This is a genomic window from Bacillus sp. B1-WWTP-T-0.5-Post-4 (assembly GCF_009183795.1).
Classification (GTDB): domain Bacteria; phylum Bacillota; class Bacilli; order Bacillales; family Bacillaceae_G; genus Bacillus_A; species Bacillus_A cereus.
The window spans coordinates 435,796-459,609 of the sequence record NZ_WEIJ01000001.1 but is presented as its reverse complement, the minus strand read 5'-3'; the positions used below and the strand labels follow the sequence as shown (position 1 = coordinate 459,609).

The window sequence follows — 23,814 nt, the reverse complement described above, 5'->3', positions numbered from 1 at the left end:
GCAGTGAGGACACCTGTATGAAGGTGTCCCTTTCACATTACATAGCTGTTGGTAGAGGGGGTTTGTATGAGCAAGAAGCAGAAGCAAAATAAGAAAAAGACCCACGTTCCTTTTCGGTTAAACGTGCTGTTTTTCTGCGTGTTTTTAATGTTCTCCGCTGTTATTGTAAGGCTCGGATATGTACAAATTGTTCGTGGTGAAGAATATAAGAATGAAGTGGAGAAGAAAGAAAACTCAACGATAAGTAATCCTGTACCGCGTGGGAAAATATTTGACCGTTATGGGCGACCTGTAGTAGATAATGCAGCCATTCGTACTATTACATTTACAAAAATGAAAGGATCAACTGCAGAAGATCGCTTAGAAACAGCGAAAAAGCTAGCAGATTTGATTGAAGTACCGACAGATAAATTAACGGATCGCGATAAAAAAGATTATTGGCTTGCTATGCATAAAGAGGAAGCTAAAGAAAAAATTACGAATAAAGATCGTCAAGAGTTTAAAGATAAAAAAATTGATGATAAAGAATTAGACGAGCGCCAGCGAAGTCGTGTAACAGAAGAAGAGATTAATCAATTATCCGCAAAAGATCTAGAAATACTAGCGATTAAGAGTAAGATGGATGGCGGATATGCAATGACACCTCAAGTTATTAAAAAGGATGCTACAGAAAAGGAATATTCGATTATTAGTGAAAACTTAGCAGCATTACCAGGTGTAGATACGAATGTTGATTGGGATCGAAAATATACGTACGATGATTTATTCCGAAGTGTACTTGGTGGGGTGTCGACATCTGATGAAGGTTTACCTAGAGAAAGACTAGATTACTATCTTGTTCGTGATTATAATCGAAATGACCGAGTAGGAAAAAGTTATCTTGAGCAACAGTATGAAGATAGCCTACACGGTACGAAAGCAGAAGTTAGAAATGTTACAGATAAAAACGGTAATATTTTAGAAACGATTAATGTATCAAAAGGACAAAGTGGTAATGACCTGAACTTAACAATTGATATGGAATTACAAAAGCGCGTGGAAGATATTCTTGCGAAGAATTTAATGAGGTTTAAAGGAAGCGAACCTCTTTTAGATCGCGCATTCGTTGTAATGATGAACCCAAAAAATGGCGAAGTTTTATCTATGGCGGGGAAACAATTAGTTAACGAAGATGGTCAAACGAAAGTAAATGACTTTGCATTAGGTACCATGACAAGTTCTTATCCGATGGGATCAACTGTAAAAGGTGCAACAGTACTTACTGGATATCAAACTGGTGCGATTCAACCAGGATCGGTGCAATTGGATGAACCAATTAAATTAAAAGGTACACCTACGAAGTCGTCTTGGAAAACGATGGGATACATTAATGACCTGACAGCTTTAAAAATGTCTTCTAACGTTTATATGTTTAAAACAGCGATGAATATCGCCGGTGTTCAGTATGTGAGAGGTGGTACGTTAGATATACCTCAAAAAGCATTTGATACGATGCGTTATTATTTCGGACAGTTTGGACTTGGTGTAAAAACAGGAATTGATTTACCGAATGAATCTGCTGGTCAGATGGGTAGAAGTAGTCAACCAGGTTTCTTACTAGATTTATCAATTGGACAGTATGATACGTATACACCGCTTCAATTAGCGCAATATATTTCGACGATTGCCAATGGCGGATATCGTATGCAACCACAAGTTGTAAAAGAAATTCGTCAACCGGCAGTGAAACCGGATGAAGTTGGGAAAGTTGTTCAATCTATGGAACCGAAAGTATTAAATCGTGTTGATATGCCAGAATCGCAAATTAAACGTGTTCAAGAAGGATTTAGACAAGTTTATAATGATTCAGGTGGTACAGCTACAAAATACTTTACAGGTGCAAAATATAAAGCGGCAGGGAAGACAGGTACCGCGCAAACTGTGTATGGCGGAGATAAAGAGATTGGTAGAAAGGCAAACGGTGAACGTGTGGAAACATATAACTTAACATTAGTAGGTTATGCGCCACTTGAAGATCCAGAAGTAGCATTCTCTGTTGTCGTTCCGTGGGTACATGATGATAAGACTGGTATTAATGGATATATTGGTCGTGAAATTATGGACGCTTACTTTGATTTGAAAAACAAAGAAGTAAATGGTGAAGCTCCAAAAGATGATAAAGACAATAAAAATAAAGAGCAAGATGATGAATAAAAAAGTTGTAAAAAAGCACACTATCTGAAAAGATAGTGTGCTTTTTTTTATGGTTTATGCATATCGTGTAATAAATGTGGACAAGTATACAACATTGAAAAAAACGCGGCCGTATAAATGATACTTGTATATGGTGGGATAGGGGATAAATATTTTATAGGGAAATCGTCAGAGGAAATGAATAGCTACTACTGAATTAAAATTGTACCGTATGTTGATTTATGTGGAACTTTACAAAACTTTTACAAACAATTAAAACCGAATTAATAGTTTAGCAGTATTCTTATATCTGTAATCCTGTTATTTCCGGTTACTTCTAGGAGGAAGAACACGTGAAATGGATGCGTACACCGATTAAAGTTTTCGTATTATCAATATGGTTCCTCTGTTTTGAAATGTCTACTGCATTTGCTTTAAATGATACGGGAGAAGTGAGAGTTGATGGATCCTCAACGGTTTTTCCTATTATAGAAGCAGTAGCGGAGGAATATACAAAGGTGCATCCAGACGTGAAAATTTCCATCAGTATTTCTGGAACTGGGGGAGGATTTAATCGTTTCAGTAAAGGAGAAGTAGATATAAATAATGCTTCGAGAGTAATGAAACAAGTCGAGAAAAATGAAATGAAGAAAAACTCTATTCAGTTCACACCTTTTGAGGTTGCTAACGACGGTCTTACGATTGTTGTGAATCGCCATAATACATGGGTAGACGATATGTCAGTAGACGAGTTACGACTACTTTGGAGTGAAGATGGAAGAGAGAAGCGATGGTCACAAATTCATTCAACATGGCCACGTGAACAAGTGAAGTTTTATGCACCAGGCGTAGACTCTGGTACGTATGATTATTTTCAAAATGTCATCTTACAAAATCATCGCATTGTAAAAAAAGTCTCTTTGTCTGAAGATGATCAAGTTATTATGCAAGGGGTAATGAATGATAAACATGCCATTGCTTTTGTAGGATATGCTTATTATATGGCTAATCGAGATAAGGTGAAAGCAATAAAAGTAAATGGTGTATTTCCGACGAAAGAGACCATTCAATCAGGTAAGTATAAGCCGTTATCTAGGCCGCTACTTACTTATGTGAATAATGCATCTATCCGAAATAAAATGAATGTAGCAAACTATGTTGAGTTTATGATTCAGCATGTCGGTAACCTCGCTGAAGAGGTCGGGTATGTAAAATTAAAAAAAGAAAAATACAATGAACAGCTGCGTATGTTAACAGAAATAAAAAGGTAATGTCAGGGTGGAAAGGGGTTTTCATCTTTGGCTCATAATGACAAAAGTCAAATTACATTTTCTGTACAACATTTGATTGAAAGAAATACAAAACAAAGAAAAAAAACGCAGCGAATCAATCGAATAGTACCTTTATTACTAAAAATAATTGCTAGTGTTTCTATTGTGACGACACTTGGCATTGTTTTTACGCTCTCTAATGAAACAATCATGTTTTTTCAAAAAATATCATTATACTCCTTTTTGACGGAGAAAGAATGGTTACCATTTTTTGAAGACCCTAAATTCGGTATATTACCACTTATATGTGGAACGTTCCTTGTAACAGCAATTGCTATGTTTGTAGCAATTCCTATCGGTTTAGCGTGTGCCGTATTTTTAAGCGAATATGCTTCAAATAGTGCACGGAAAATATTAAAGCCGATGTTAGAGCTATTAGCAGGTATCCCGACAATTGTATATGGTTTTTTTGCATTAACAGTTGTTACACCGCTTTTACAAAGGATTATACCAGATTTACAGTTTTTTAATGCGATTAGTCCAGGAATCGTTATCGGATTTATGATGATGCCTACAATTGCATCTCTATCTGAAGATGCGATGAGAGCTGTGGCGAAAGGGACGAAAGAAGCTTCATTAGCACTCGGAGCGACGCGGTTTGAAATGGTAAAACAAGTGGTGTTTCCGTCCGCTTTTACAGGGATTATGGCAGCAATTATATTAGCAGCTTCTCGTGCGATTGGTGAAACGATGATTGTTGTAATTGCAGCAGGATCCACACCAAATGTATCGCTTGATCCGACACATTCTATTCAAACGTTAACAGCCTATATTGTGCAAGTAAGTTTAGGTGATGCTCCGCATGGAACGATTACGTATTACAGCATGTATGCTGTAGGCGCAACGTTATTTTTGTTTACCTTTATTATGAACATCATTTCGCAGTCAATTATGCGCCGTTTTAGGAGGATGACATAATATGCGAATGTTGAATCATAAAAAAATACAAAAAAATATGGCATCACGCTTTTTAAAAGATCGAATTTACAAATTGTTATTTTATATAGCAATTTTATTTTCAATCGTAATTTTGTTTTTGTTACTGTTTCAAATTGTTGAAAAAGGTATAAGTTATCTTTCAATAGATTTCTTTACAAATTTCGCTTCACGTAATCCGAAAGAAGCTGGTATTGCTGCAGCTTTGTCAGGGACAATATTATTTATGAGTATTGTTATACCTGTTTCTTTTATATTTGGAGTTGGAACAGCACTTTATTTAGAGCAATATGCGAAGGAATCTCTATTTAAAAAAATAATAGAGATTAATAATCAAACGTTAGCAGGAGTACCATCTGTTGTATTTGGATTGCTTGGTTTAACTATTTTTGTATATGCTCTTCATTTAGGAGAGAGTATAGTTGCAGCAGCATTGACGATGAGTCTACTCGTTTTACCAACAGTTGTTGTGGCGAGTCAAGAAGCAATTCGATCAGTACCAAGTGTTTTATTAGAGGGTTCTTACGGATTAGGTGCTACGAAGTGGCAAACGATGTATCAAATTGTATTGCCATATGCTTTCCCAGGGATTATAACGGGCTGTACGTTAGCGATATCAAGAGCAATTGGAGAGGCTGCACCACTATTAGTTATTGGGGCACTTGCGTTTGCAAATTATGTTCCATTTAGTATGTTTGATAGATTTACAGTTCTACCAATTCAAATTTTTAATTGGATGAGTAGGCCACAAGAAGAATTTCAGTATGTAGCAGCAGCTGGGATGATTGTTTTGTTAGGTTTGTTGCTATTTATCAATATATTTGTTTTATGGTTACGAAATCGAAAATAAGTTGGAAGTGGATGAAAGGGGAATTCAAATGGTAGCAACAGTAGTAAATGTACAGGTGAAAAACGAAGAGAAAATCGAGACTGCGCCAAAGAAGGTAGTATTTGATACGAAAAACTTAAATTTATGGTACGGGGAAGACCATGCTTTAAAAGATATTAATTTAAGTATTCATGAGAATGAAGTTACAGCCATTATCGGTCCAAGTGGCTGTGGTAAATCAACTTACTTAAAAACATTAAATCGCATGGTAGAGTTAGTACCGATCGTTCGAACTACAGGTGTAATTGAGTATAGAGAACGCAATATATTTGATAAATCATATCCAGTTGAAGAATTAAGAACGCATGTAGGAATGGTGTTCCAAAAGCCAAATCCATTTCCAAAATCTATTTATGAGAATGTAACATACGGTCCAAAAATCCATGGTATTCGTGACAAAAAGACATTAGATGAAATTGTTGAAAAAAGTTTACGTGGAGCAGCGATTTGGGATGAGTTAAAAGATCGTTTGCACGATAATGCATACGGTTTATCTGGTGGACAGCAACAGCGTCTATGCATCGCACGCTGCTTAGCTATTGAGCCAGACGTTATTTTAATGGATGAGCCAACATCGGCATTAGACCCAATTTCAACATTAAAAGTAGAAGAATTGATTCAAGAGCTAAAGAAAGATTTTAGTATTGTTATCGTAACGCATAATATGCAACAAGCAGCGCGTATTTCAGACAAAACAGCTTTCTTCTTAAGCGGGGAAGTTGTGGAGTATACAGATACAAACAAATTATTTACGACTCCTTCAGATAAGCGTACAGAAGATTATATTACAGGTCGCTTTGGTTGATATCGTTTCAAAGCTAAGAGCAAATGCCCTCTTAACAGAGGGCATTTCTTATTTTATCTTACTGTTAATAAAGAAGTAATACTTCTCCTTATCTTAAGGTTTATTACAAGCGTAAGAGGCTATGTAGGAGATTTACCCCGCTATTTGCGGGCAGTAAGACCCCCACCTTAAAATTTAGCGAAAGCAAAGAAGTTAGGGAGGGGATCTTGCTGCCTATCAAATCCCGATTGATGAGGGTTGATTAAAGTTTCACTTTTATATAATGGCACATAATATTGAGGGGGAAGAAAAATGGTAAGAGAACAGTTTCAAGGTGATTTAAAAGCGTTACAGCAAAAGGTGATTGAGCTTGGAGAATTAGCAAATGCGGCTTTATTGATTGCTATGGAAGGTCTGCATACAAGGGATGTAGAGAAAGCGTTAGAGGTCATTGATGGTGATTACCGCATGGATAATTTAGAAGAGGAAATAAACGATCTTGCGCTTATGCTCATTACGAAGCAGCAACCTGTAGCAAGTGACTTAAGAAGGATTTTTATTTCAATTAAAACAGCGACAGATTTAGAGCGCATTGCAGATCATGCTGTTAATATTGCAAAGGCTACAATTCGTCTTGGGGAAAAAGAAGTGGCTGTTAGTTTGCACAACCTAGATGAAATGTTTGCGGTTGCAAATGAGATGTTGCATTTAGCGTTAGAAGCATATGAACAAGAAAATTTAACTTTTGCGAAACAAATTGCTGAAATGGATGATTCCGTTGATGAAATATATGGAAAAGCAATTCGTGAGTTTATATCTTCAGTTCCGGAACAACCAGAAGCAATTACGCAAATTACACAATTATCATTTGTCGCGAGATATATTGAGCGTGTAGCAGATCATATTACAAATATTGCTGAAAATGTCTTTTATTTAGTAAAAGGAAAGCATTATTTATTGAATGAGTAGGAAAAAAAGCAGGTGATGAGAAATCACCTGCTTTTTTTAGTCAAAACATGACAAAAAAAGCTCGTTGTTTCCTTTAGTTTATGATGATAAGATGTATCATAATGTAATGGAAAAATTAGTATATATGTTTGTCGTTAATAAGTATTATTTACCAATTTATAGTAAGCGCTTTCTTGTTGTTTGAAATGTACGTTTTTATAGGTTAGAAATTTAATTATATAGTCTTCTAAATAAGGATGTGTTTAACTAATCAAGTTTATGCTGCTAGTTCATGTGGGATAGGGAATATACATATGGTATATGGAGTTACTGAACATTATATAAGTGGAGGCTGAAGTATATGAAGGGGGTTATTTTAGCTGGAGGAAAAGGAAGGCGCCTTAGACCATTAACATGTAATACTCCAAAGCCGATGTTACCATTATTAGAAAAACCAGTTTTAGAATATAATATTGAGTTATTACGCCAGCATGGTATTCGTGAAATTGCAATTACTGTTCAATATATGAGTACGACCATTAAGCAATATTTTGGTGACGGTAGTAAATGGGGAGTTAACTTGTATTATTTTGAAGACTCTCCTCCGCTTGGCACAGCAGGGAGTATTAAACAAGCAGAACAATTTTTAGATGAAACATTTGTTGTGATAAGCGGGGATGCATTAACTGACTTTCAATTATCAGAAGGAATTAGGTTTCATGAACAAAAGAAAAGAATGGTAACAATGTTTGTGAAAGAAGTAGAAAATCCACTCTCATTTGGATTGGTTGTAATGAATAAAGACCAGGAGGTTACACGATATATAGAAAAGCCGGGCTGGAATGAGGTAGTATCTAATGTTGTGAATACAGGCATATATATTATGGAGCCAGAAATCTTTTCTTACATACCGCCTAGGCAATTTTTTGATTTCAGTCATGATGTGTTTCCGTTATTGGCAAACAAAAATGTGTTATTCGCATATTTGTCAGAAGGTTATTGGTTAGATATCGGCACATTTAATCAATATCGACAAGCACAATTTGATTTGTTAACGAAAAAGTTACAAGTACCTATTCCTTATACAGAAGTATTACCGATGGTATGGATGGGAGAAGGGGTGACGATTGGTAAAGGGACGAAAATTCATGGCCCCTCTTTTATTGGAGAAGGAGCAAAGATTGGTACAGGAGCTGTAATTGAGCCATATTCTATTATTGGGAAAAATAGTATCGTTTCAAATTATTCTCATCTGCAAAAAAGTATTGTTTTTGCAAATGCCCACATTGGGAAGTATTGTGAACTATTAGAAACGACAATAGGAGAGCGTACAATAGTTGAAGATGATGTTACACTGTTTCAAAAAAGTGTTGTAGCGGATCACTGTCATATCGGAAGAAGTACGGTAATTAAGCAAAAAGGAAAACTATGGCCTTATAAGGCGATTGATAGTCATTCGATAGTAGGAGCGGCTGGTATTCAAGAGAGTGAAATGAGTGCAGGGTGGTTACAAAAAAGCCGCATTGTAGGAAGAGGGAATGTTGAAATTACTCCCCAGTTTATCGTGAAGATTGCGATGGCGTATGGTTCTCTTTTTAAAAAAGGAGAAAGTATATTAATTGGAAGTCAAGAAAATATAGAAACAACCTCTTATAAAAATTTATTTTTACATGCTATTCATGGTATAGGGATTCATACGATGGAATGTAAAGAAGTGAACGAGTCACTTTTTCAATATAGTGTTCACCAGTTGCAATGTGCAGGTGGTGTTTTCATTCAAGTGGAGAATGAGAATGAGATTGTTATAAAGTTATACGGTCAAGCTGGCATGCCGTTAACGTATAAGCAGCAAAAAGAGATAGAACAAGTATATATGTCCGAATTGTTTTATTACGTGCATGAGAAAGAAATGGGGCGTAATAAGCTCGTTCATGTTTCTATGAATGAGTATATAGAAGTTATATTGGAGCATATTGATATCGAGAAAATACAGATGCAGAAGTTTCATCTTCTTATTAATAAGAGAAATGATACGTTGCAACATTTACTCATGCTCTTTCTGCAAAGACTTGGTTGTACAGTTACATGGATTTATGCAAGCGAACAAAAAGATCATGTGAAAGCTTTGATGAAATCAAGTAAAGCGAATATGGCTCTTATGTTTTCTGAGCAAGGAAATCATTTCGAGTTATACGATAAACATAGTAATATTTACCAAGGTACAGATTTGGAAGAGGTAGATATTCCAGATTTCTTACTCGAATCGACAGGAAATATTTACCCAATGTCTTTGAAGTTAGGAGAATGTTATCTTCTATTTTATACGCAGGATGAAAGAAAGTCGTTTCAAGTAAGGTGGAAGCGAGATATTTTATATCGGATTGGAAAATTATTCGAGCTAATAGCATTGCAAGGAAAAACGTTTCTCAGCATAGTAGAGCAATCACCTCCGCTCTATTTACTTTATGATGAAGTGGTATGTTCATGGAATGAAAAAGGGGAAATTATGAGGAAATTATTAGATGATATAGAAAGGAAGGGAGAAGGTATATTTGAAGGAGTACAGTTCAAATATACTGAAAAAGAGTGGTCTTATATCGTTTCTGACACAAAACAACCAAAATTTTTGGTGTATTCACATGCTAGAAACCCAGTAATAGCAAGGGAAAATATGAAAAATCTTATAGAAAAAATTAGACAATATCAAAAGGTGTAGAATTTTTATTTTAAAAGTGGTATTATAGTATAGTCTGATTTAAGTTATTAGTACTGGAGGGAAATAAGAATGCGTGTGAATATTACTCTAGCATGTACAGAATGCGGAGATCGTAACTATATCTCAAAGAAAAATAAACGTAACAACGCTGAGCGTATCGAGCTTAAAAAGTATTGCAAGCGTGACAAGAAGTCTACGTTACACCGTGAAACAAAGTAAGCAGTAGGAATATTTTCCTACTGTTTCTTTTTTTATTCGATTCCTATGTTAAAAGTGATACACTATCAGCATAGAGTAAAGTGTCACTGTAAGGGGGAGAATGTGTGAAAGCAGAGAAAGTACGTTTACGTAAACAAATAATAGAACACATGAATTCTTTATCAGAAGAACAGTATACAACTTTATCAGAACAGATTGCATTTTCGTTGTATGCGCAAAAAGAGTGGGTTGAAGCTAAAACAATTGGAATTACTCTTTCAATGGAAAATGAAGTGAATACATATCCTATTATCGAAAAAGCTTGGGAAGAAGGAAAGAAAGTTGTAGTTCCTAAGTGTAATAAAGGAACTAGAACGATGTCCTTCCGGCAAATTAATAATTTTGATCAATTAGAAACGGTGTATATGAATTTACGTGAACCGATTCCCGGGCTTACGGAAGAAGTGAATATGGATGAAATTGATCTTCAAATTGTCCCAGGCGTAGCTTATACAGAACGAGGAGAGCGAATTGGGTATGGCGGTGGCTATTATGATCGTTATCTCGTGCATTATAAAGGGAAAACGCTGTCATTAGCGTATGATTTTCAAATGGTAAAACACATTCCAGTAGAGCCATTTGATAAAAACATAGAAAAAATTATTACAGAAAAAGGAACACTGCTTATAAATAAGCTTGTATAGACAAATAAAAATTGACGAGACTTTTTCTTCTTGATTATAATAAAATATGTGAACGTTTTCTTATTATAATTTTTTATAGTAAGTGAGCATAGAGGGTGATGAAATGGTATCTATTTATGATATTCAGCAATTGCTAAAGAAATTTGGTACGATTATTTATACGGGAGATCGAATTGCAGATTTACAATTAATGCAAGATGAATTGCGTGAATTAAATCAATCACAGCTAATCGATCCACAAGACTATCAAACAGCTTTATTTTTATTGAAGCAAGAAATTCAAAAAGAGCTAAATAAGAATTAGATAAAGGTAGGTAAGCAACATGGAAGAGAAATGGTTAGTTGGTGTTGACCTTGGTGGTACAACGATTAAATTAGCATTTATTAATGTATACGGTGAAATTTTACATAAGTGGGAAATCCCTACGAATACAGGTGAGCAAGGAAAACATATTACACTTGATGTTGCGAAAGCAATTGATAAAAAGCTAGAAGAATTAGGCGAATTGAAGAGCAAATTAATTGGTATTGGTATGGGAGCTCCTGGTCCTGTACATGTGGCGTCTGGAATGATTTATGAAGCGGTTAATTTAGGATGGAAAAACTATCCGCTAAAAGATTTATTAGAAGTAGAAACAGGATTACCTGTTGTTATTGATAATGATGCAAACTTAGCAGCGCTTGGTGAAATGTGGAAAGGTGCTGGTGAAGGTGCAAAAGATTTAATCTGTATGACACTTGGTACGGGCGTTGGTGGTGGTGTAATCGCCAATGGTGAGATTGTACACGGCGTGAGTGGTGCTGCTGGTGAGATTGGACATATTACAGTCGTTACAGAAAATGCTTTTCCATGTAATTGCGGGAAGTCTGGTTGCTTAGAAACAGTAGCATCTGCGACAGGTATTGTACGTGTTGCTATGCAAAAAATACAAGAGACTAATAAAGAGAGCATGTTGCGTTCTATGTTAGCTGAAGAAGGACGTATTACATCAAAAGATGTCTTTGAAGCACTTGGACAAGGTGATGAATTAGCAGGTGAAGTAGTAGAAAAAGTAGCTTCTTATTTAGGATTAGCTGTAGCGAACCTTTCTAGTACATTGAACCCAGAGAAAATTGTTATTGGTGGAGGCGTGTCTAAAGCTGGAGATGCGTTATTAGAACCAATTCAACGCTATTTCGAGCAATACGCTTTCTCACGTGCTGTAAAGAGCACGAAGTTAGCTATTGCAACACTTGGTAATGATGCAGGTGTTATCGGAGGAGCTTGGCTTGTAAAAAAGCACAAATACGAAGCGAAGATGATATAAGTTGTGAAATATGAAAAGAGGAAGGGGGAACCCTTCCTCTTTTTGTGTAAAATCTCGATGAAGAATAAAGTGTAAACGAATTAAGCTGCTGGTGGATACCCGTTATATAGAACAGTCATGATCGTAAACCATCCGAAAACGAGTACAGTTGCAATTGCAAAGCCGCTCGCGAAAAAGTTTTTTTCACGAAGTGTTCTAAGCGTAGCAAATACAGCTAACAGAGTGACAAGTGTAAAAATAATAACAAGGCCCATACAATATCCTCCTCTGTCTACCCATTTCTTATTATGAGTTTTTGGAATATTTACTCTTTTATATTGTACATGTTTTAAAAATAATTGTCGAGATAGCATCCTTTCTTTTCCTCAGAGAAAGAAATGTTGTATCATTAAAAGTAAGTTTAACAACTGGAGGAGATTTTCATATGAAATGGATACAAATGCCGTTAGGCCCATTACAAACAAATGCTTATATTTTAATGAACGATCAAAAAGAGTGCATTATCTTTGACCCTGGTCATGAAGGTGAAAAGCTCGTTACATATTTACAAGAAGAACAATTAAAACCATTGGCTGTTTTATTAACACATGCTCACTTTGATCATATCGGTGCTGTTGATGCCGTAAGAGACGCTTTTCATATTCCTGTGTACGTACATAAAGAAGAAGCAGATTGGTTAGGAGATGCAACTGTAAACGGCTCTCAAATTTTTATGATGAACCGCAGTATTACAGCAAAACCAGCGGATCATATTATTGATGCAGAAGGTACATTAACAATTGGATCATTTAATTTTGAAATTTTTGAGACACCAGGACATTCTCCAGGAAGTATTTCTTATTATAGTAAAGAAGCGAATGCTGTATTCTCAGGAGATGTATTGTTCCAAATGAGCATTGGAAGAACAGATTTGCCTGGTGGAAGTTTTGCTGAATTAATTGGAAGTATTGAAGAGAAATTATTTGTATTACCAGATGAAACAGCGGTGTTATGTGGACATGGTCCAGAAACAAGCATTGGCTTTGAAAAAGAAAATAATCCGTTTTTACAATAAGGAGTCATTATGGGAATGGAGCTCATTTTAAGAGAATGGATGGGGAAAGAAAAGGATTATTCAATTTCATATAGTACGTATATGAACCTTGTATTGTATACGGAGGGTCATGGATATTATATGAAAGAACGTGAAAAGATTGGAAGACAAGGGGATTTTTTTACAAGTAGCAATGTATCCTCTGTTTTTGCAAAAACTTTTGCTAAACTTTTTATTCGTCTTGTTGAAAATGGTGAAGTTGCTTCGAATATTTGTGAGGTTGGTGGGGGAACAGGGAAGTTTGCCTATGATGTTTTACAAGAATGGAAGCAATTATCTCCAAACACCTTTATTAATTTAAACTATTCAATGATTGAAGTGAGCCCTTTTCATAGGAAATTACAGCAGGAGCAACTTGGCTCATTTTCTAATGTATCGTACTATACCTCCTATAGTGAAATGGGAGATTCTTTCGAGGGAATTCTTTTTTCGAATGAGTTGTTTGATGCATTTCCTGTTGAAGTAATTGAGAAAAGAAATGGTATATTGTATGAAGTACGTATTACATATACAGAGGAAGGAAACCTTTCAGAAGTATGTAGGCCGTTAAATAAAAGAATTGGTCGCTATTTATTGAAATATAATATTCATATTGCTGAAGGGCAACGTTTTGAAGTACCAATTGTTATGGAAGAGTATATAAAAGAAATTTCGAAATGGTTTCAAAAAGGTATATGTATTACAGTTGATTACGGATACACAAAAGAAGAATGGATGCATCCAGCACACCGCGAAGGAAGTTTGCGAGGATATTATCAGCATAAGCTAATGCGTAACCCACTAGCGCATCCAGGTGAAATGGATCTTACTACTCATGTTCATTGGGACGAGCTAAAGGAGATGTTTAGTATGCAAGGAATGAGTGCAGTATGGCATAAGAAACAATCTGAGTTCTTGTTAGCTGCAGGGATATTAGAACAGCTTACGAGCCATCAAGATACGAATCCTTTTTCTGAAACGCAAAAACAAAATCGAGCAGTTCGTTCTATGATTTTAAATGGAGGAGTAGGGAGTTCGTTTGATGTTGTTATACATACAAAAGATATGCAACATTTACATTTGGATCAGTATGTAACAATATAAAAAACAAGACACAGTATATACTGTGTCTTGTTTTTTAATACGACTTATGTAGTATTATATATTTCCTCTCATGATATATATTTATATTAAAGATATGAGATAAAAAATATAGAATACGTTCTTTTTCTGCGATTATTAGTCCCTAACCTAATAATACACGAACGAGTTGAATGATTGTTTCATTCTCTACTTTGTAATAAATTTCCAATCCTTTTCTTTCACTAGAAACGATTTTAGCGCTTTTTAATTTTGCTAAATGCTGTGAAATTGTAGATTGTGGCATGTTTAAGCCAGTATACATTGTAGAAACGTTGCTTGGACCGCGCTCGATTAATCCTTTTACGATACATAAACGAACAGGATGAGCTAGCACTTTTAATAATTCTGCATTACTTTCATATAGTTCTAATTCTTTTTGAAAGGTTTCTAACATGTTCTTTTCCACCTCCGTGTGAGCTATTATACCATACTATACATACCAAAAATTTAAAGAAAAGAAAATAGTTGTTGCAGAAAAAAAGTCCTAAAGTAAAGAAATTGTAAGAAAAGAGACCCGGATGTAAATAAAATAGGTAAATTAGCATGTTTTTGTAAAATGACATTTTTGGGTGAAAATTTCGATGCGTTTTAAAAATTGAAAGATATAGATATATTTGTAACACAATTTTATCATGATTTTCTTATTCTTTCAAATGAATATACGAAATTTTTAAAATAATATGACAAAGGAATTATAATGATATATATAGAATATAAAACAGGTTAAAAGAAAAGAAGCTGAATGTCATTCGCTTCTTTATGGTGATAATGAAATATTTGATTACGGCTGATAAATCTTAGGATGATCAAGTCATTAGTCATTTATTCTAAAATTCATCTTTTAGCAACGTTAAAAATCTGTGATTCCATATGTTCTCATAAAAATCAATTGTCTCTTTTGCGGACATAAAAGGATTATTCAACGTAGAGGTTGTTTTCTGTCCCATAAAGTTTTCGTATCCTAGTCCGTGGGCAAACTTAATCGTTGCATCCATACAGTACTCTGTTTGGGCGCCACAAAATTCAATGCGATTTACAGATAATTGATCTAAAATTTCTTTTAAGTTTGTTTTATAAAATGAATTTGCATGTGTTTTTCTTACAAAAAAATCTTGTTCTTGAACATCTAGATCGGTATGAATAGCCCAAAGTTCTTTCTCGGGTACTAAATCATCATCACAATGTTGAACAAAAAGATTGGTTTATTTAATTTTCTATATGAAGAAATTCTTTTATTTACTTTTGTTAGTAAGTTCTGTAAATCAAATAAATGCTCCTCGCTATAACATACGCCATTTTGTAAATCGATAACGATTAAAATATCTGCACAAGTATCCATTATTTTCACCCCTTTTTATTTCTTAATATATCAATTAATCCATTATTTAGAAATAGATGATATACTTTTATTTTTTATGGACTATAAGAAAAGAAGAAATTCAAATGAATATAACTAAACCGCATAAAAAGAAGATATGAAAACCTAATCTCATATCTTCTTTTTCTCTATGCATTTACAGGTTCTTCTACATAAGAAAGGGCATTTTCAAAATCGGATATTAAATCGTTAACATTTTCAAGACCGACTGATAACCGAAGTAATGAATTAGAGATTCCTCTTTTATCACGAGCTTCTTGCGACAGTGCTGCATGTGACATTTTTGCTGGATAAGAAAGAATTGACTCTACAGCTCCTAAACTAACTGCAAAAACAGGTAATTTTACTTTTGATAAAAATTTGCGGAGTGCATCTTCTGACTGCAAAGTAAACGATAAGACCGCTCCAGCTGATGTTGCTTGAGATTGTTGAATATCAAATCCGAGATGAGTTTGTAATCCCGGATAATAGACATTTTTTACTTTAGAGTGCTCTTGTAAATAATGTGCGATTTTATTGGCATTTTTAGCTGAATGTTCGAGGCGTACATGCAATGTTTTTAGACCGCGAAGTACGAGAGAACAATCTTGAGGTCCTAAAATAGCACCGAATGCATTTTGTAAAAATCCAAGCTTTTGAGCGAGTTCTGAATCTTTTACTACTGCTAATCCGGCAGTAACATCACTATGACCAGCAATAAATTTTGTAGCACTATGAAGAACGACATCAGCTCCAAGTTCAAGTGGTTTTTGGAATAGTGGTGTCAAAAATGTATTATCAACAAAAGTAAGAGCGCCAATAGATTTTGCGAGTTTAGAAACCTCGCGAATATCTGTCACTTTTAAAAGTGGGTTAGAAGGTGTTTCTACATAAAAGAGCTTTGTATTTGGTTTAATGTTTTGTTTTATTTCTTCTAAATTGGTCATATCAACAAATGTATGTGAAACACCGTAACGGGAGAGTACCTCAGTTATCACTCGGTAAGTGCCTCCGTACACATCTTCTGAAATGAGTACGTGATCACCTTGTGAAAGAAGGAGGAATGCAGTGGAAATCGCTGCAATGCCTGATGCAAAGGCGAATCCTTTTGTTCCGCCTTCTAATAAAGCAATGATATCTTCAAGAGCTTCACGAGTTGGATTTCCTGACCTGCTATAGTCATATTTTCCGAACGTATCTACATCAAACTGGTGAAAAGTTGATGTATTATAAATAGGAACGTTCACAGCGCCTGTTTGCGAGTCGTGTTTATATTGGTTGTGTAGTAAGAGTGTATCTATAGAATAGCTCATATTCTTACACCTTCTTTTACGAGTTTAATGGCTTGCTTTAAGTCTTGAATTAAATCGTTACTATTTTCAATGCCAACTGAGAATCGAAGAAGACGATTGCATACGCCGTTTGCTGTTCTAATTTCTTCAGGAATATCAGCATGTGTTTGCGTTGCTGGATAAGTCATTAAACTTTCTACACCACCAAGACTTTCGGCAAATGTAATTAAGGATAAAGATTGTAAGAATGGATTAATCCAAGCTTCATCTTTAAGGCGGAATGAGATCATGCCACCTCTTCCTGGATAAAATACATCTGTCACCCCGTCCTCATCATTTAAATACGCAACAACTGCTTTCGCATTTTCTTCATGTTGCCTCATGCGAAGCGCTAACGTTTTCATACCGCGAATTAATAACCATGAGTCAAATGGGCTTAAAACTGCACCTGATGCATTATGATAATGAGCGATTTCCTCGCAAAGTTCCTTTCCTTTTGCAACGACAAGCCCGCTTAGTACATCGTTATGTCCCCCTAAATATTTCGTTGCGCTATGAAGTACAATGTCAGCACCTTCTGTTAATGGTTGCTGTATATAAGGTGTGTAGAAAGTGTTGTCTACAATAAGAAGTAGTCCGTTCCTTTTCGCTACAGTTGCGACAGCAGCAATATCAGTAACTTGCATTAATGGATTAGTTGGAGTTTCTATGAAAATAGCCTTCGTTTCAGTTGTGATAGCTTGCTCAATTTGTTTAATAGACTGTGTATTTACGTATCTACATCGAACATTCCACTTTTTTTCATGCTCAGAAAATAATCGATACGTTCCCCCGTATAAATCTTCAGATACAATAAGTTCGTCTCCAGAGCGGAATAGAGAAAGGACGAGGAGAACAGCCGCCATCCCTGAACTACAGGCATAACCTTGTTCGCCATATTCTAAGTCTGCAATCGCCTGTTCTAAAAGACCGCGAGTTGGATTGCCAGTTCGTGAATAGTCAAAGCCAGTAGATTTACCAATTCCTTCGTGACGATAAGCGGTTGAGAAATAAACTGGTGGATTAACCGTTCCAGTTGTAGTTTCACTGCGATTTCCGATTTGTGCTAGTTTTGTTTCGATTGTTGACATGTGAAAATTCCTCCTTTTTAAATTGAAACATTAAGTGAATATAAAATAAAAAAAGCCTTCTAAGAAGAAGGCTTTCGGTTTGAATAGAGTCTTCTTCTCATCTGTCAAATCTTTCACAATTTGCTGGAATTAGCACCTTATTAACAAAATGTTAATGGTTGCTGAGGCGTCACAGGGCCAGTCCCTCTACCTCTCTAGATAAGAATGTTCGTATGAAATTTTTATTATGTTTTTAACTTTACAATAAAATATAACTGAATTGCAACTTTATTTTAAATAATTTTTATTTTTCCGCAAGTGTCATTGACTTTTACTTTTGTGCATGCTAAATTTATTAAAAAATTAACAAACATTGTTAAAAGGGGAACGCATTTCCTTTTAGCTACATAAATAAAATAATAAAGACAACTCTTATTGAGAGCGGTGGAGGGAAAGGCCCTGTGAAACCCGGCAACCTTCAAACGAAATGTTTGAAACGGTGCTAATACCTGCAAAACGAATGTTTTGCATAATAAGAGGAGGAACGATTATGTCCCCCTCTTCAAAGTGAAGAGGGGGTTTTTATATTGATAGAAATGAGGGAGAGTCGTGAAATTACTAGATTTATTATCAAAAGGAATTGTAATAGGTGATGGTGCGGTTGGGACGTTATTGCATTCACATGGTTTGCAAAGTAGCTTTGAAGAATTGAATGTATCTGATCCAGACTTAATTATATCGATTCATAAACAATATGTAGCTGCTGGAGCAGATGTAATTCAAACGAATACGTATGGAGCAAATGAGGCGAAATTACGTATGTATGGTTTAGAAAATCAAGTTACAGAAATTAATAGAGCGGCAGTAAAACTGGCGAAAGCATCTGTGACAGATAAAAATGCAATTTTAGGAACAATTGGTGGTATGAAACATATCGGAGCTGTTACAACGACTGATATGGAAAGAGAGTTTATGTTACTTGAACAGGCAGGGGCTTTACTAGAAGAACAGGTTGATGGATTACTATTAGAAACTTTTTACGATGAATTTGAATTACTTCATGCCGTTAAAGTATTGCGTAAGCAAACGAATATTCCAATTGTTGCGCAATTAGCGTTACATGAAGCAGGTACGACTCAAAATGGAAATGATGTCAATGAAATATTAAAGCAACTTATAGATTACGGTGCAAATGTTGTTGGGTTGAATTGTCAACTAGGGCCGCTTCATATGACGGAAGCTTTCAAAATGATATCGATTCCTCAAAATGGCTATTTATCAGCATACCCAAATGCAGGCCTCCCGAATTATGCGGATGGACGTTACGTATATGAGGGAAGCCCAGCTTATTTTGAAGCGATGACACCGAGATTTATTGAGCAAGGTATTCGGTTATTGGGTGGTTGTTGTGGTACGACTCCAGAACATATTCAAAGTATGAAGCGCGCTGTTGCGAATATTACCCCTGTAATAGAAAAAGACACGATTCAAAGGCCGAAAGTCGTTCATACGCATGAGAAACGTTCGAAGGCTCACGTCACTCTAGCAGAGAAAGCGAAAAAACAAACGACAGTTGTAGTGGAATTAGATCCACCGAAAACGTTAGATACACAGCGTTTTTTTGAAGGAGCAAGAGCGTTAAAAAGAGCGGGAGCAGATGCTATTACTCTAGCAGATAATTCATTAGCATCGCCTCGTGTTTCTAATATGGCGATGGGTGCGTTATTAACGAAGCATGATATCCCAGTATTGACGCATTTAACGTGTAGAGATCATAACGTCATTGGACTACAATCACATTTGTTAGGTTTATCGGCGTTAGGGATGGAAGAAGTGTTAGCTTTAACTGGTGATCCAGCGCGCGTTGGTGATTTTCCCGGTGCCACTTCTGTATATGATTTATCCTCTATTGAGCTTATTAAAATGATTAAAGAAATGAACGATGGACGTTCAATTTTAGGGAAATCAATTGGACCGGCGACAAGGTTTTCTGTAGGCGGCGCATTTAATCCTCACGTGAGGCACTTAAAAGCAGCGGTTAAGCGAATGGAACGAAAAATAGATGCTGGAGCGGAGTATTTTTTAACTCAGCCAATTTACGATATCAAGTTAATTGAAGAAGTGTATGAAGCGACAAAGCATTTGGAACAACCTATTTTTATTGGAATTATGCCGTTAGTAAGTAAGCGGAATGCAGATTTTCTTCATTTTGAGGTGCCGGGTATTACTCTTCCTGAAGAAATAAGAGAGAGAATGGATGGACATGAAACGAAAGAGGCAGCAATTGAGGAAGGGATCCGCATTTCACAAGAATTGGTCGACGCAGCGATGAAATATTTTAATGGTATTTATCTTATTACACCATTTTTAAAGTATGAAATTACAGAACATCTTGTTAAATATGTAAGAGAAAAGCAAGAAGTGAAAGAAGGTATTAATTGATGAAGTGTATAGAAGAAAAATTAAAAAATAGCATTTTAATATTAGATGGTGCAATGGGGACAATGATTCAGCAAGAGGATTTAACTGCTGAAGATTTCGGAGGAGAAGAGTACGAGGGCTGTAATGAATATTTAGTGGAAACAAGACCAGACGTTATTTTAAAGATTCATAAAGCTTATATTGAAGCTGGAGCGGATATTATTGAAACAAATACATTTGGGGCAACGAATATTGTACTAAGTGATTATGATCTGTCTCATTTAGATGAAGAACTAAATGAAAAGGCAGCACTTTTGGCGAAGCAAGCTGTTAAAGAAAGCGGGAAGGAAGTATATGTTGCGGGAGCGATGGGACCAACAACGAAAGCAATTAGTGTTACAGGTGGTGTGACTTTTGAAGAATTGATTGAGGCTTATACAAGGCAGGCACGAGGATTATTAAAAGGAGCAGTTGATGTATTACTCGTTGAGACGAGTCAAGATATGCGTAACGTGAAAGCAGCTTATATTGGAATTCAAGCCGCTTTTGAAGAACTGAAAAAAACGGTTCCTATTATGATTTCAGGAACGATTGAGCCAATGGGAACGACTCTGGCTGGGCAAACAATTGAAGCTTTTTATTTATCAGTAGAACATATGAAACCATTATCTGTTGGGTTAAACTGTGCGACTGGTCCGGAGTTTATGAGGGACCATATTCGTTCACTATCTGATTTATCGGAGTGTTACATTTCTTGTTATCCAAATGCAGGTCTTCCTGATGAAGATGGACATTACCATGAATCTCCATCTTCTCTTGCTGAAAAGGTGAAGCGATTTGCTGAAGAAGGATGGGTTAATATTATTGGTGGTTGTTGTGGCACGACACCAGAACATATAAAAGCAATGAAATCCGCGCTAGCATCTCTTAGGCCTCGTGACCATCATGAGAGAGAAGGACATGGAATTAGTGGATTAGAAGCACTGCAATATGATGAGTCTATGAGACCGTTATTTGTAGGTGAAAGAACGAATGTTATTGGGTCACGTAAATTTAAACGCTTAGTAGCAGAAGGGAAATTTGAAGAGGCTGCTGAAGTGGCAAGAGCGCAAGTGAAGAAAAATGCTCATATTATTGACATTTGTATGGCAGATCCTGATCGCGATGAAATAGAAGATATGGAAAACTTCTTAGCAGAAGTTACGAAAGTTTTAAAAGTACCGATTATGATTGATTCAACAGATGAAAATGTGATGGAGCGAGCTCTTACTTATATTCAAGGAAAAGCTGTTATTAATTCAATTAATTTAGAAGATGGAGAAGAACGATTTAAAAAAGTGACACCGCTTCTTCAGAAGTATGGTGCCGCTATAGTTGTAGGAACAATTGATGAAGACGGTATGGCGGTTAGTGCGGAACGAAAGATAGAAATTGCGAAAAGAAGCTATGAATTACTTACAAAGAAGTATGGGATACGCCCGTCAGATATTATTTTTGATGCACTTGTGTTTCCAGTAGGGACAGGTGATGAAGAATATATTGGCTCAGCGGCAGCGACTATAGAAGGAATTCGCCTTATTAAAGAAGCGTTACCAGAGTGTTTAACGATTTTAGGTGTAAGTAACATATCATTTGGTTTACCACCGGCTGGACGTGAAGTATTAAATTCAGTTTTTTTATACCATGCTACGAAAGCAGGATTAGATTACGCGATTGTGAATACGGAAAAATTAGAACGCTATGCGTCGATTCCAGAGGAAGAAAAACGCCTTGCAGATGCATTACTGTTTGAAACGACGAAAGAGACGTTAGAAGAATTTACAAACTTTTACCGAGTTGCTAAAAAGAAAGATGTCGTTGTGCAAGAAACGTTAACGCTTGATGAAAGACTAGCAAATTATATTGTAGAAGGTACGAAACAAGGATTACACGAGGATTTAAGTCTTGCACTTGAAGAAGGAAGAAAACCTCTTGATATTATTAACGGTCCGCTTATGACAGGGATGGACGAGGTAGGACGACTATTTAATAATAATGAACTTATTGTTGCTGAAGTATTGCAAAGTGCCGAAAGTATGAAAGCCGCTGTAAGCTATTTAGAGCCACATATGGAATCTAGTGATAGTGCGAAAAAAGGGAAAGTATTGTTAGCAACTGTAAAAGGTGACGTGCATGATATTGGGAAAAATCTCGTTGAAATTATTTTAGCGAATAACGGATATGAGATTATTAATTTAGGAATTAATGTACGTTCGGATCGAATTGTTCAAGAAGTACAAGAAAAGAAGCCGGACATTATAGGCCTTTCAGGTTTATTAGTAAAATCAGCGCAACAAATGGTAACGACTGCTGAAGATTTAAAAGCGGCAAATATTGATGTGCCCATTGTTGTAGGTGGTGCAGCGTTAACGAGAAAGTTTACAGATAATCGGATTTCACCATCATATAAAGGACTCGTTTGTTATGCGAGTGATGCGATGACGGGGCTCGATATTATTAATAAGCTTCAAAAAGAAGAAGAGCGTGAGAAGATGAAGCAGGATAAAAAAGAACGTCATCTTCATATCGTAAAAAAAGAGGAGAAGAAAGTAGAAATTCCAGCAGTAATTGAGCCATTACCAAAATCAGAGGTTATGGTGCCTGATTCAACAAAACGAATTGTATTACGAGATGTTCCCGCCCTTCATCTCGCACCATTTCTGAATAGACAAATGCTACTTGGGCATCACCTTGGATTAAAAGGAAATGTGAAGAAGCTTTTGAAAGAGGGAGATAAGAGAGCACATGAATTAAATGATTTAATAGATGAATTATTGCAGGAAGGACAATCTTGGTTAAAGCCGAAAGCAGTGTATCAATTTTTCCCAGCGCAAAGCGACGGACAAAACATTGTAATATATGATCCAGAAGATCATACGCGTGTTATAGAGCGTTTCACATTCCCTAGACAAGGAAAGGCTCCCTATCGTACTTTAGGTGATTATTTGCGCCCAATAGGAGATGAGATGGACTATGTTGCTTTCTTATCTGTTACGGTTGGGGAAGGAGTTCGGGATATTGCTGAAGAGTGGAAGGCGAAAGGTGATTACCTACGTAGTCATGCCATTCAATCGTTAGCGCTTGAATTAGCGGAAGGACTTGCTGAAAAAACACATATGCTCATTCGTGACCGCTGGGGCATTCCGGACTCACCTGAACTGACGATGGAAGAACGTTTCCGTACGAAATATAGAGGAATACGAGTGTCATTTGGTTATCCGGCGTGTCCAGAACTTGCAGATCAAGAAAAGCTATTTCGCTTAATTCATCCAGAGGAAATAGGTATTTCATTAACAGAAGGATTCATGATGGAGCCAGAAGCGTCCGTAACGGCTATGGTATTTTCTCACCCTGAGGCAAGATATTTTAGTGTATTATAGTCTAGAAGGGGGAGAC

General features: G+C 36.1%; 19 protein-coding genes, 1 pseudogene and 2 riboswitches. Of the genes and pseudogenes, 15 read left to right on the top strand and 5 right to left on the bottom strand.

Going from position 1 to position 23,814, the window contains the following annotated elements; all coding sequences use genetic code 11:
- Nucleotides 1-66: 66 nt before the first annotated feature.
- The 11 genes from GBN91_RS02545 (at nt 67) to glcK (ending at nt 11,985) form a co-directional block, all read left to right on the top strand.
- The gene (locus GBN91_RS02545; protein WP_152121234.1) at nt 67-2,193 is read left to right on the top strand and encodes a peptidoglycan D,D-transpeptidase FtsI family protein; all 2,127 of its coding nucleotides are present in this window, start codon (nt 67-69) and stop codon (nt 2,191-2,193) included.
- Nucleotides 2,194-2,525: 332 nt separating this feature from the next.
- Nucleotides 2,526-3,443: a PstS family phosphate ABC transporter substrate-binding protein gene (locus GBN91_RS02540; protein WP_006927031.1), complete on the top strand. Its 918-nt coding sequence runs from the start codon at nt 2,526-2,528 to the stop codon at nt 3,441-3,443.
- A 27-nt stretch (nt 3,444-3,470) separates the two neighbouring features.
- Complete coding sequence (gene pstC, locus GBN91_RS02535; RefSeq protein ID WP_000940918.1) at nt 3,471-4,421, top strand: phosphate ABC transporter permease subunit PstC; 951 nt, start codon at nt 3,471-3,473, stop codon at nt 4,419-4,421.
- A gap of 1 nt (nt 4,422) precedes the next feature.
- Complete coding sequence (pstA, locus tag GBN91_RS02530; RefSeq protein ID WP_001242557.1) at nt 4,423-5,289, top strand: phosphate ABC transporter permease PstA; 867 nt, start codon at nt 4,423-4,425, stop codon at nt 5,287-5,289.
- 28 nt (nt 5,290-5,317) lie between these two features.
- A complete protein-coding gene (gene pstB / locus GBN91_RS02525) occupies nt 5,318-6,133 on the top strand; it encodes a phosphate ABC transporter ATP-binding protein (protein WP_000226686.1) in 816 nt (271 codons plus the stop codon).
- 291 nt (nt 6,134-6,424) lie between these two features.
- Entirely contained in the window at nt 6,425-7,081 is a 657-nt protein-coding gene (phoU, locus tag GBN91_RS02520; protein ID WP_000251240.1) for a phosphate signaling complex protein PhoU, read from the top strand.
- Nucleotides 7,082-7,421: 340 nt separating this feature from the next.
- Nucleotides 7,422-9,776, top strand: coding sequence for a sugar phosphate nucleotidyltransferase (locus GBN91_RS02515; RefSeq protein ID WP_152121233.1), 2,355 nt, complete (start codon nt 7,422-7,424; stop codon nt 9,774-9,776).
- A gap of 69 nt (nt 9,777-9,845) precedes the next feature.
- Complete coding sequence (gene rpmG, locus GBN91_RS02510) at nt 9,846-9,995, top strand: 50S ribosomal protein L33 (RefSeq protein ID WP_001265616.1); 150 nt, start codon at nt 9,846-9,848, stop codon at nt 9,993-9,995.
- A gap of 104 nt (nt 9,996-10,099) precedes the next feature.
- Nucleotides 10,100-10,678, top strand: coding sequence for a 5-formyltetrahydrofolate cyclo-ligase (locus GBN91_RS02505; protein ID WP_000642750.1), 579 nt, complete (start codon nt 10,100-10,102; stop codon nt 10,676-10,678).
- A gap of 103 nt (nt 10,679-10,781) precedes the next feature.
- The gene (locus GBN91_RS02500; protein ID WP_000253699.1) at nt 10,782-10,982 is read left to right on the top strand and encodes a YqgQ family protein; all 201 of its coding nucleotides are present in this window, start codon (nt 10,782-10,784) and stop codon (nt 10,980-10,982) included.
- A gap of 19 nt (nt 10,983-11,001) precedes the next feature.
- On the top strand, nt 11,002-11,985 hold the full coding sequence (gene glcK, locus GBN91_RS02495; protein ID WP_000391701.1) for a glucokinase: 984 nt from the start codon (nt 11,002-11,004) through the stop codon (nt 11,983-11,985).
- Nucleotides 11,986-12,065: 80 nt separating this feature from the next.
- On the opposite strand, the gene GBN91_RS02490 is transcribed toward glcK, so the two are convergent.
- Nucleotides 12,066-12,239, bottom strand: a complete 174-nt coding sequence (locus tag GBN91_RS02490) for a DUF2759 domain-containing protein (protein WP_000524852.1) — start codon at nt 12,237-12,239, stop codon at nt 12,066-12,068.
- A gap of 170 nt (nt 12,240-12,409) precedes the next feature.
- Here GBN91_RS02490 and GBN91_RS02485 point away from each other — a divergent pair, with 170 nt between their 5' ends.
- Both GBN91_RS02485 and GBN91_RS02480 read left to right on the top strand, forming a co-directional pair.
- Nucleotides 12,410-13,039, top strand: a complete 630-nt coding sequence (locus tag GBN91_RS02485) for an MBL fold metallo-hydrolase (protein WP_000871225.1) — start codon at nt 12,410-12,412, stop codon at nt 13,037-13,039.
- A 9-nt stretch (nt 13,040-13,048) separates the two neighbouring features.
- Nucleotides 13,049-14,161: a class I SAM-dependent methyltransferase gene (locus GBN91_RS02480; RefSeq protein ID WP_000525152.1), complete on the top strand. Its 1,113-nt coding sequence runs from the start codon at nt 13,049-13,051 to the stop codon at nt 14,159-14,161.
- Between the two features lie 142 nt (nt 14,162-14,303).
- On the opposite strand, the gene GBN91_RS02475 is transcribed toward GBN91_RS02480, so the two are convergent.
- The 4 genes and pseudogenes from GBN91_RS02475 to metI all read right to left on the bottom strand — a co-directional run bounded on the left by GBN91_RS02475 (nt 14,304) and on the right by metI (nt 17,979).
- On the bottom strand, nt 14,304-14,594 hold the full coding sequence (locus tag GBN91_RS02475; RefSeq protein ID WP_000894377.1) for an ArsR/SmtB family transcription factor: 291 nt from the start codon (nt 14,592-14,594) through the stop codon (nt 14,304-14,306).
- Nucleotides 14,595-15,027: 433 nt separating this feature from the next.
- Nucleotides 15,028-15,539 (bottom strand): annotated as a pseudogene (locus GBN91_RS02470) (cysteine hydrolase family protein).
- A gap of 167 nt (nt 15,540-15,706) precedes the next feature.
- Nucleotides 15,707-16,870 carry a cystathionine beta-lyase gene (gene metC / locus GBN91_RS02465; RefSeq protein WP_000122299.1) on the bottom strand — a complete coding sequence of 388 codons (1,164 nt, stop codon included), beginning with the start codon at nt 16,868-16,870 and terminating at the stop codon, nt 15,707-15,709.
- Complete coding sequence (gene metI / locus GBN91_RS02460) at nt 16,867-17,979, bottom strand: cystathionine gamma-synthase/O-acetylhomoserine thiolyase (protein ID WP_000103897.1); 1,113 nt, start codon at nt 17,977-17,979, stop codon at nt 16,867-16,869. The genes metC and metI overlap by 4 nt, the downstream gene beginning before the upstream one ends.
- Nucleotides 17,980-18,073: 94 nt before the next feature.
- A riboswitch (SAM riboswitch) is annotated at nt 18,074-18,184 on the bottom strand.
- Between the two features lie 203 nt (nt 18,185-18,387).
- A riboswitch (SAM riboswitch) is annotated at nt 18,388-18,497 on the top strand.
- A gap of 70 nt (nt 18,498-18,567) precedes the next feature.
- Between metI and GBN91_RS02455 the strand changes: the two genes are divergently transcribed.
- Nucleotides 18,568-20,400 carry a bifunctional homocysteine S-methyltransferase/methylenetetrahydrofolate reductase gene (locus tag GBN91_RS02455; RefSeq protein WP_152121232.1) on the top strand — a complete coding sequence of 611 codons (1,833 nt, stop codon included), beginning with the start codon at nt 18,568-18,570 and terminating at the stop codon, nt 20,398-20,400.
- A complete protein-coding gene (gene metH, locus GBN91_RS02450) occupies nt 20,400-23,798 on the top strand; it encodes a methionine synthase (RefSeq protein ID WP_000649674.1) in 3,399 nt (1,132 codons plus the stop codon). Before GBN91_RS02455 ends, metH begins: the two co-directional genes overlap by 1 nt.
- The last annotated feature ends 16 nt before the right edge of the window (nt 23,799-23,814 follow it).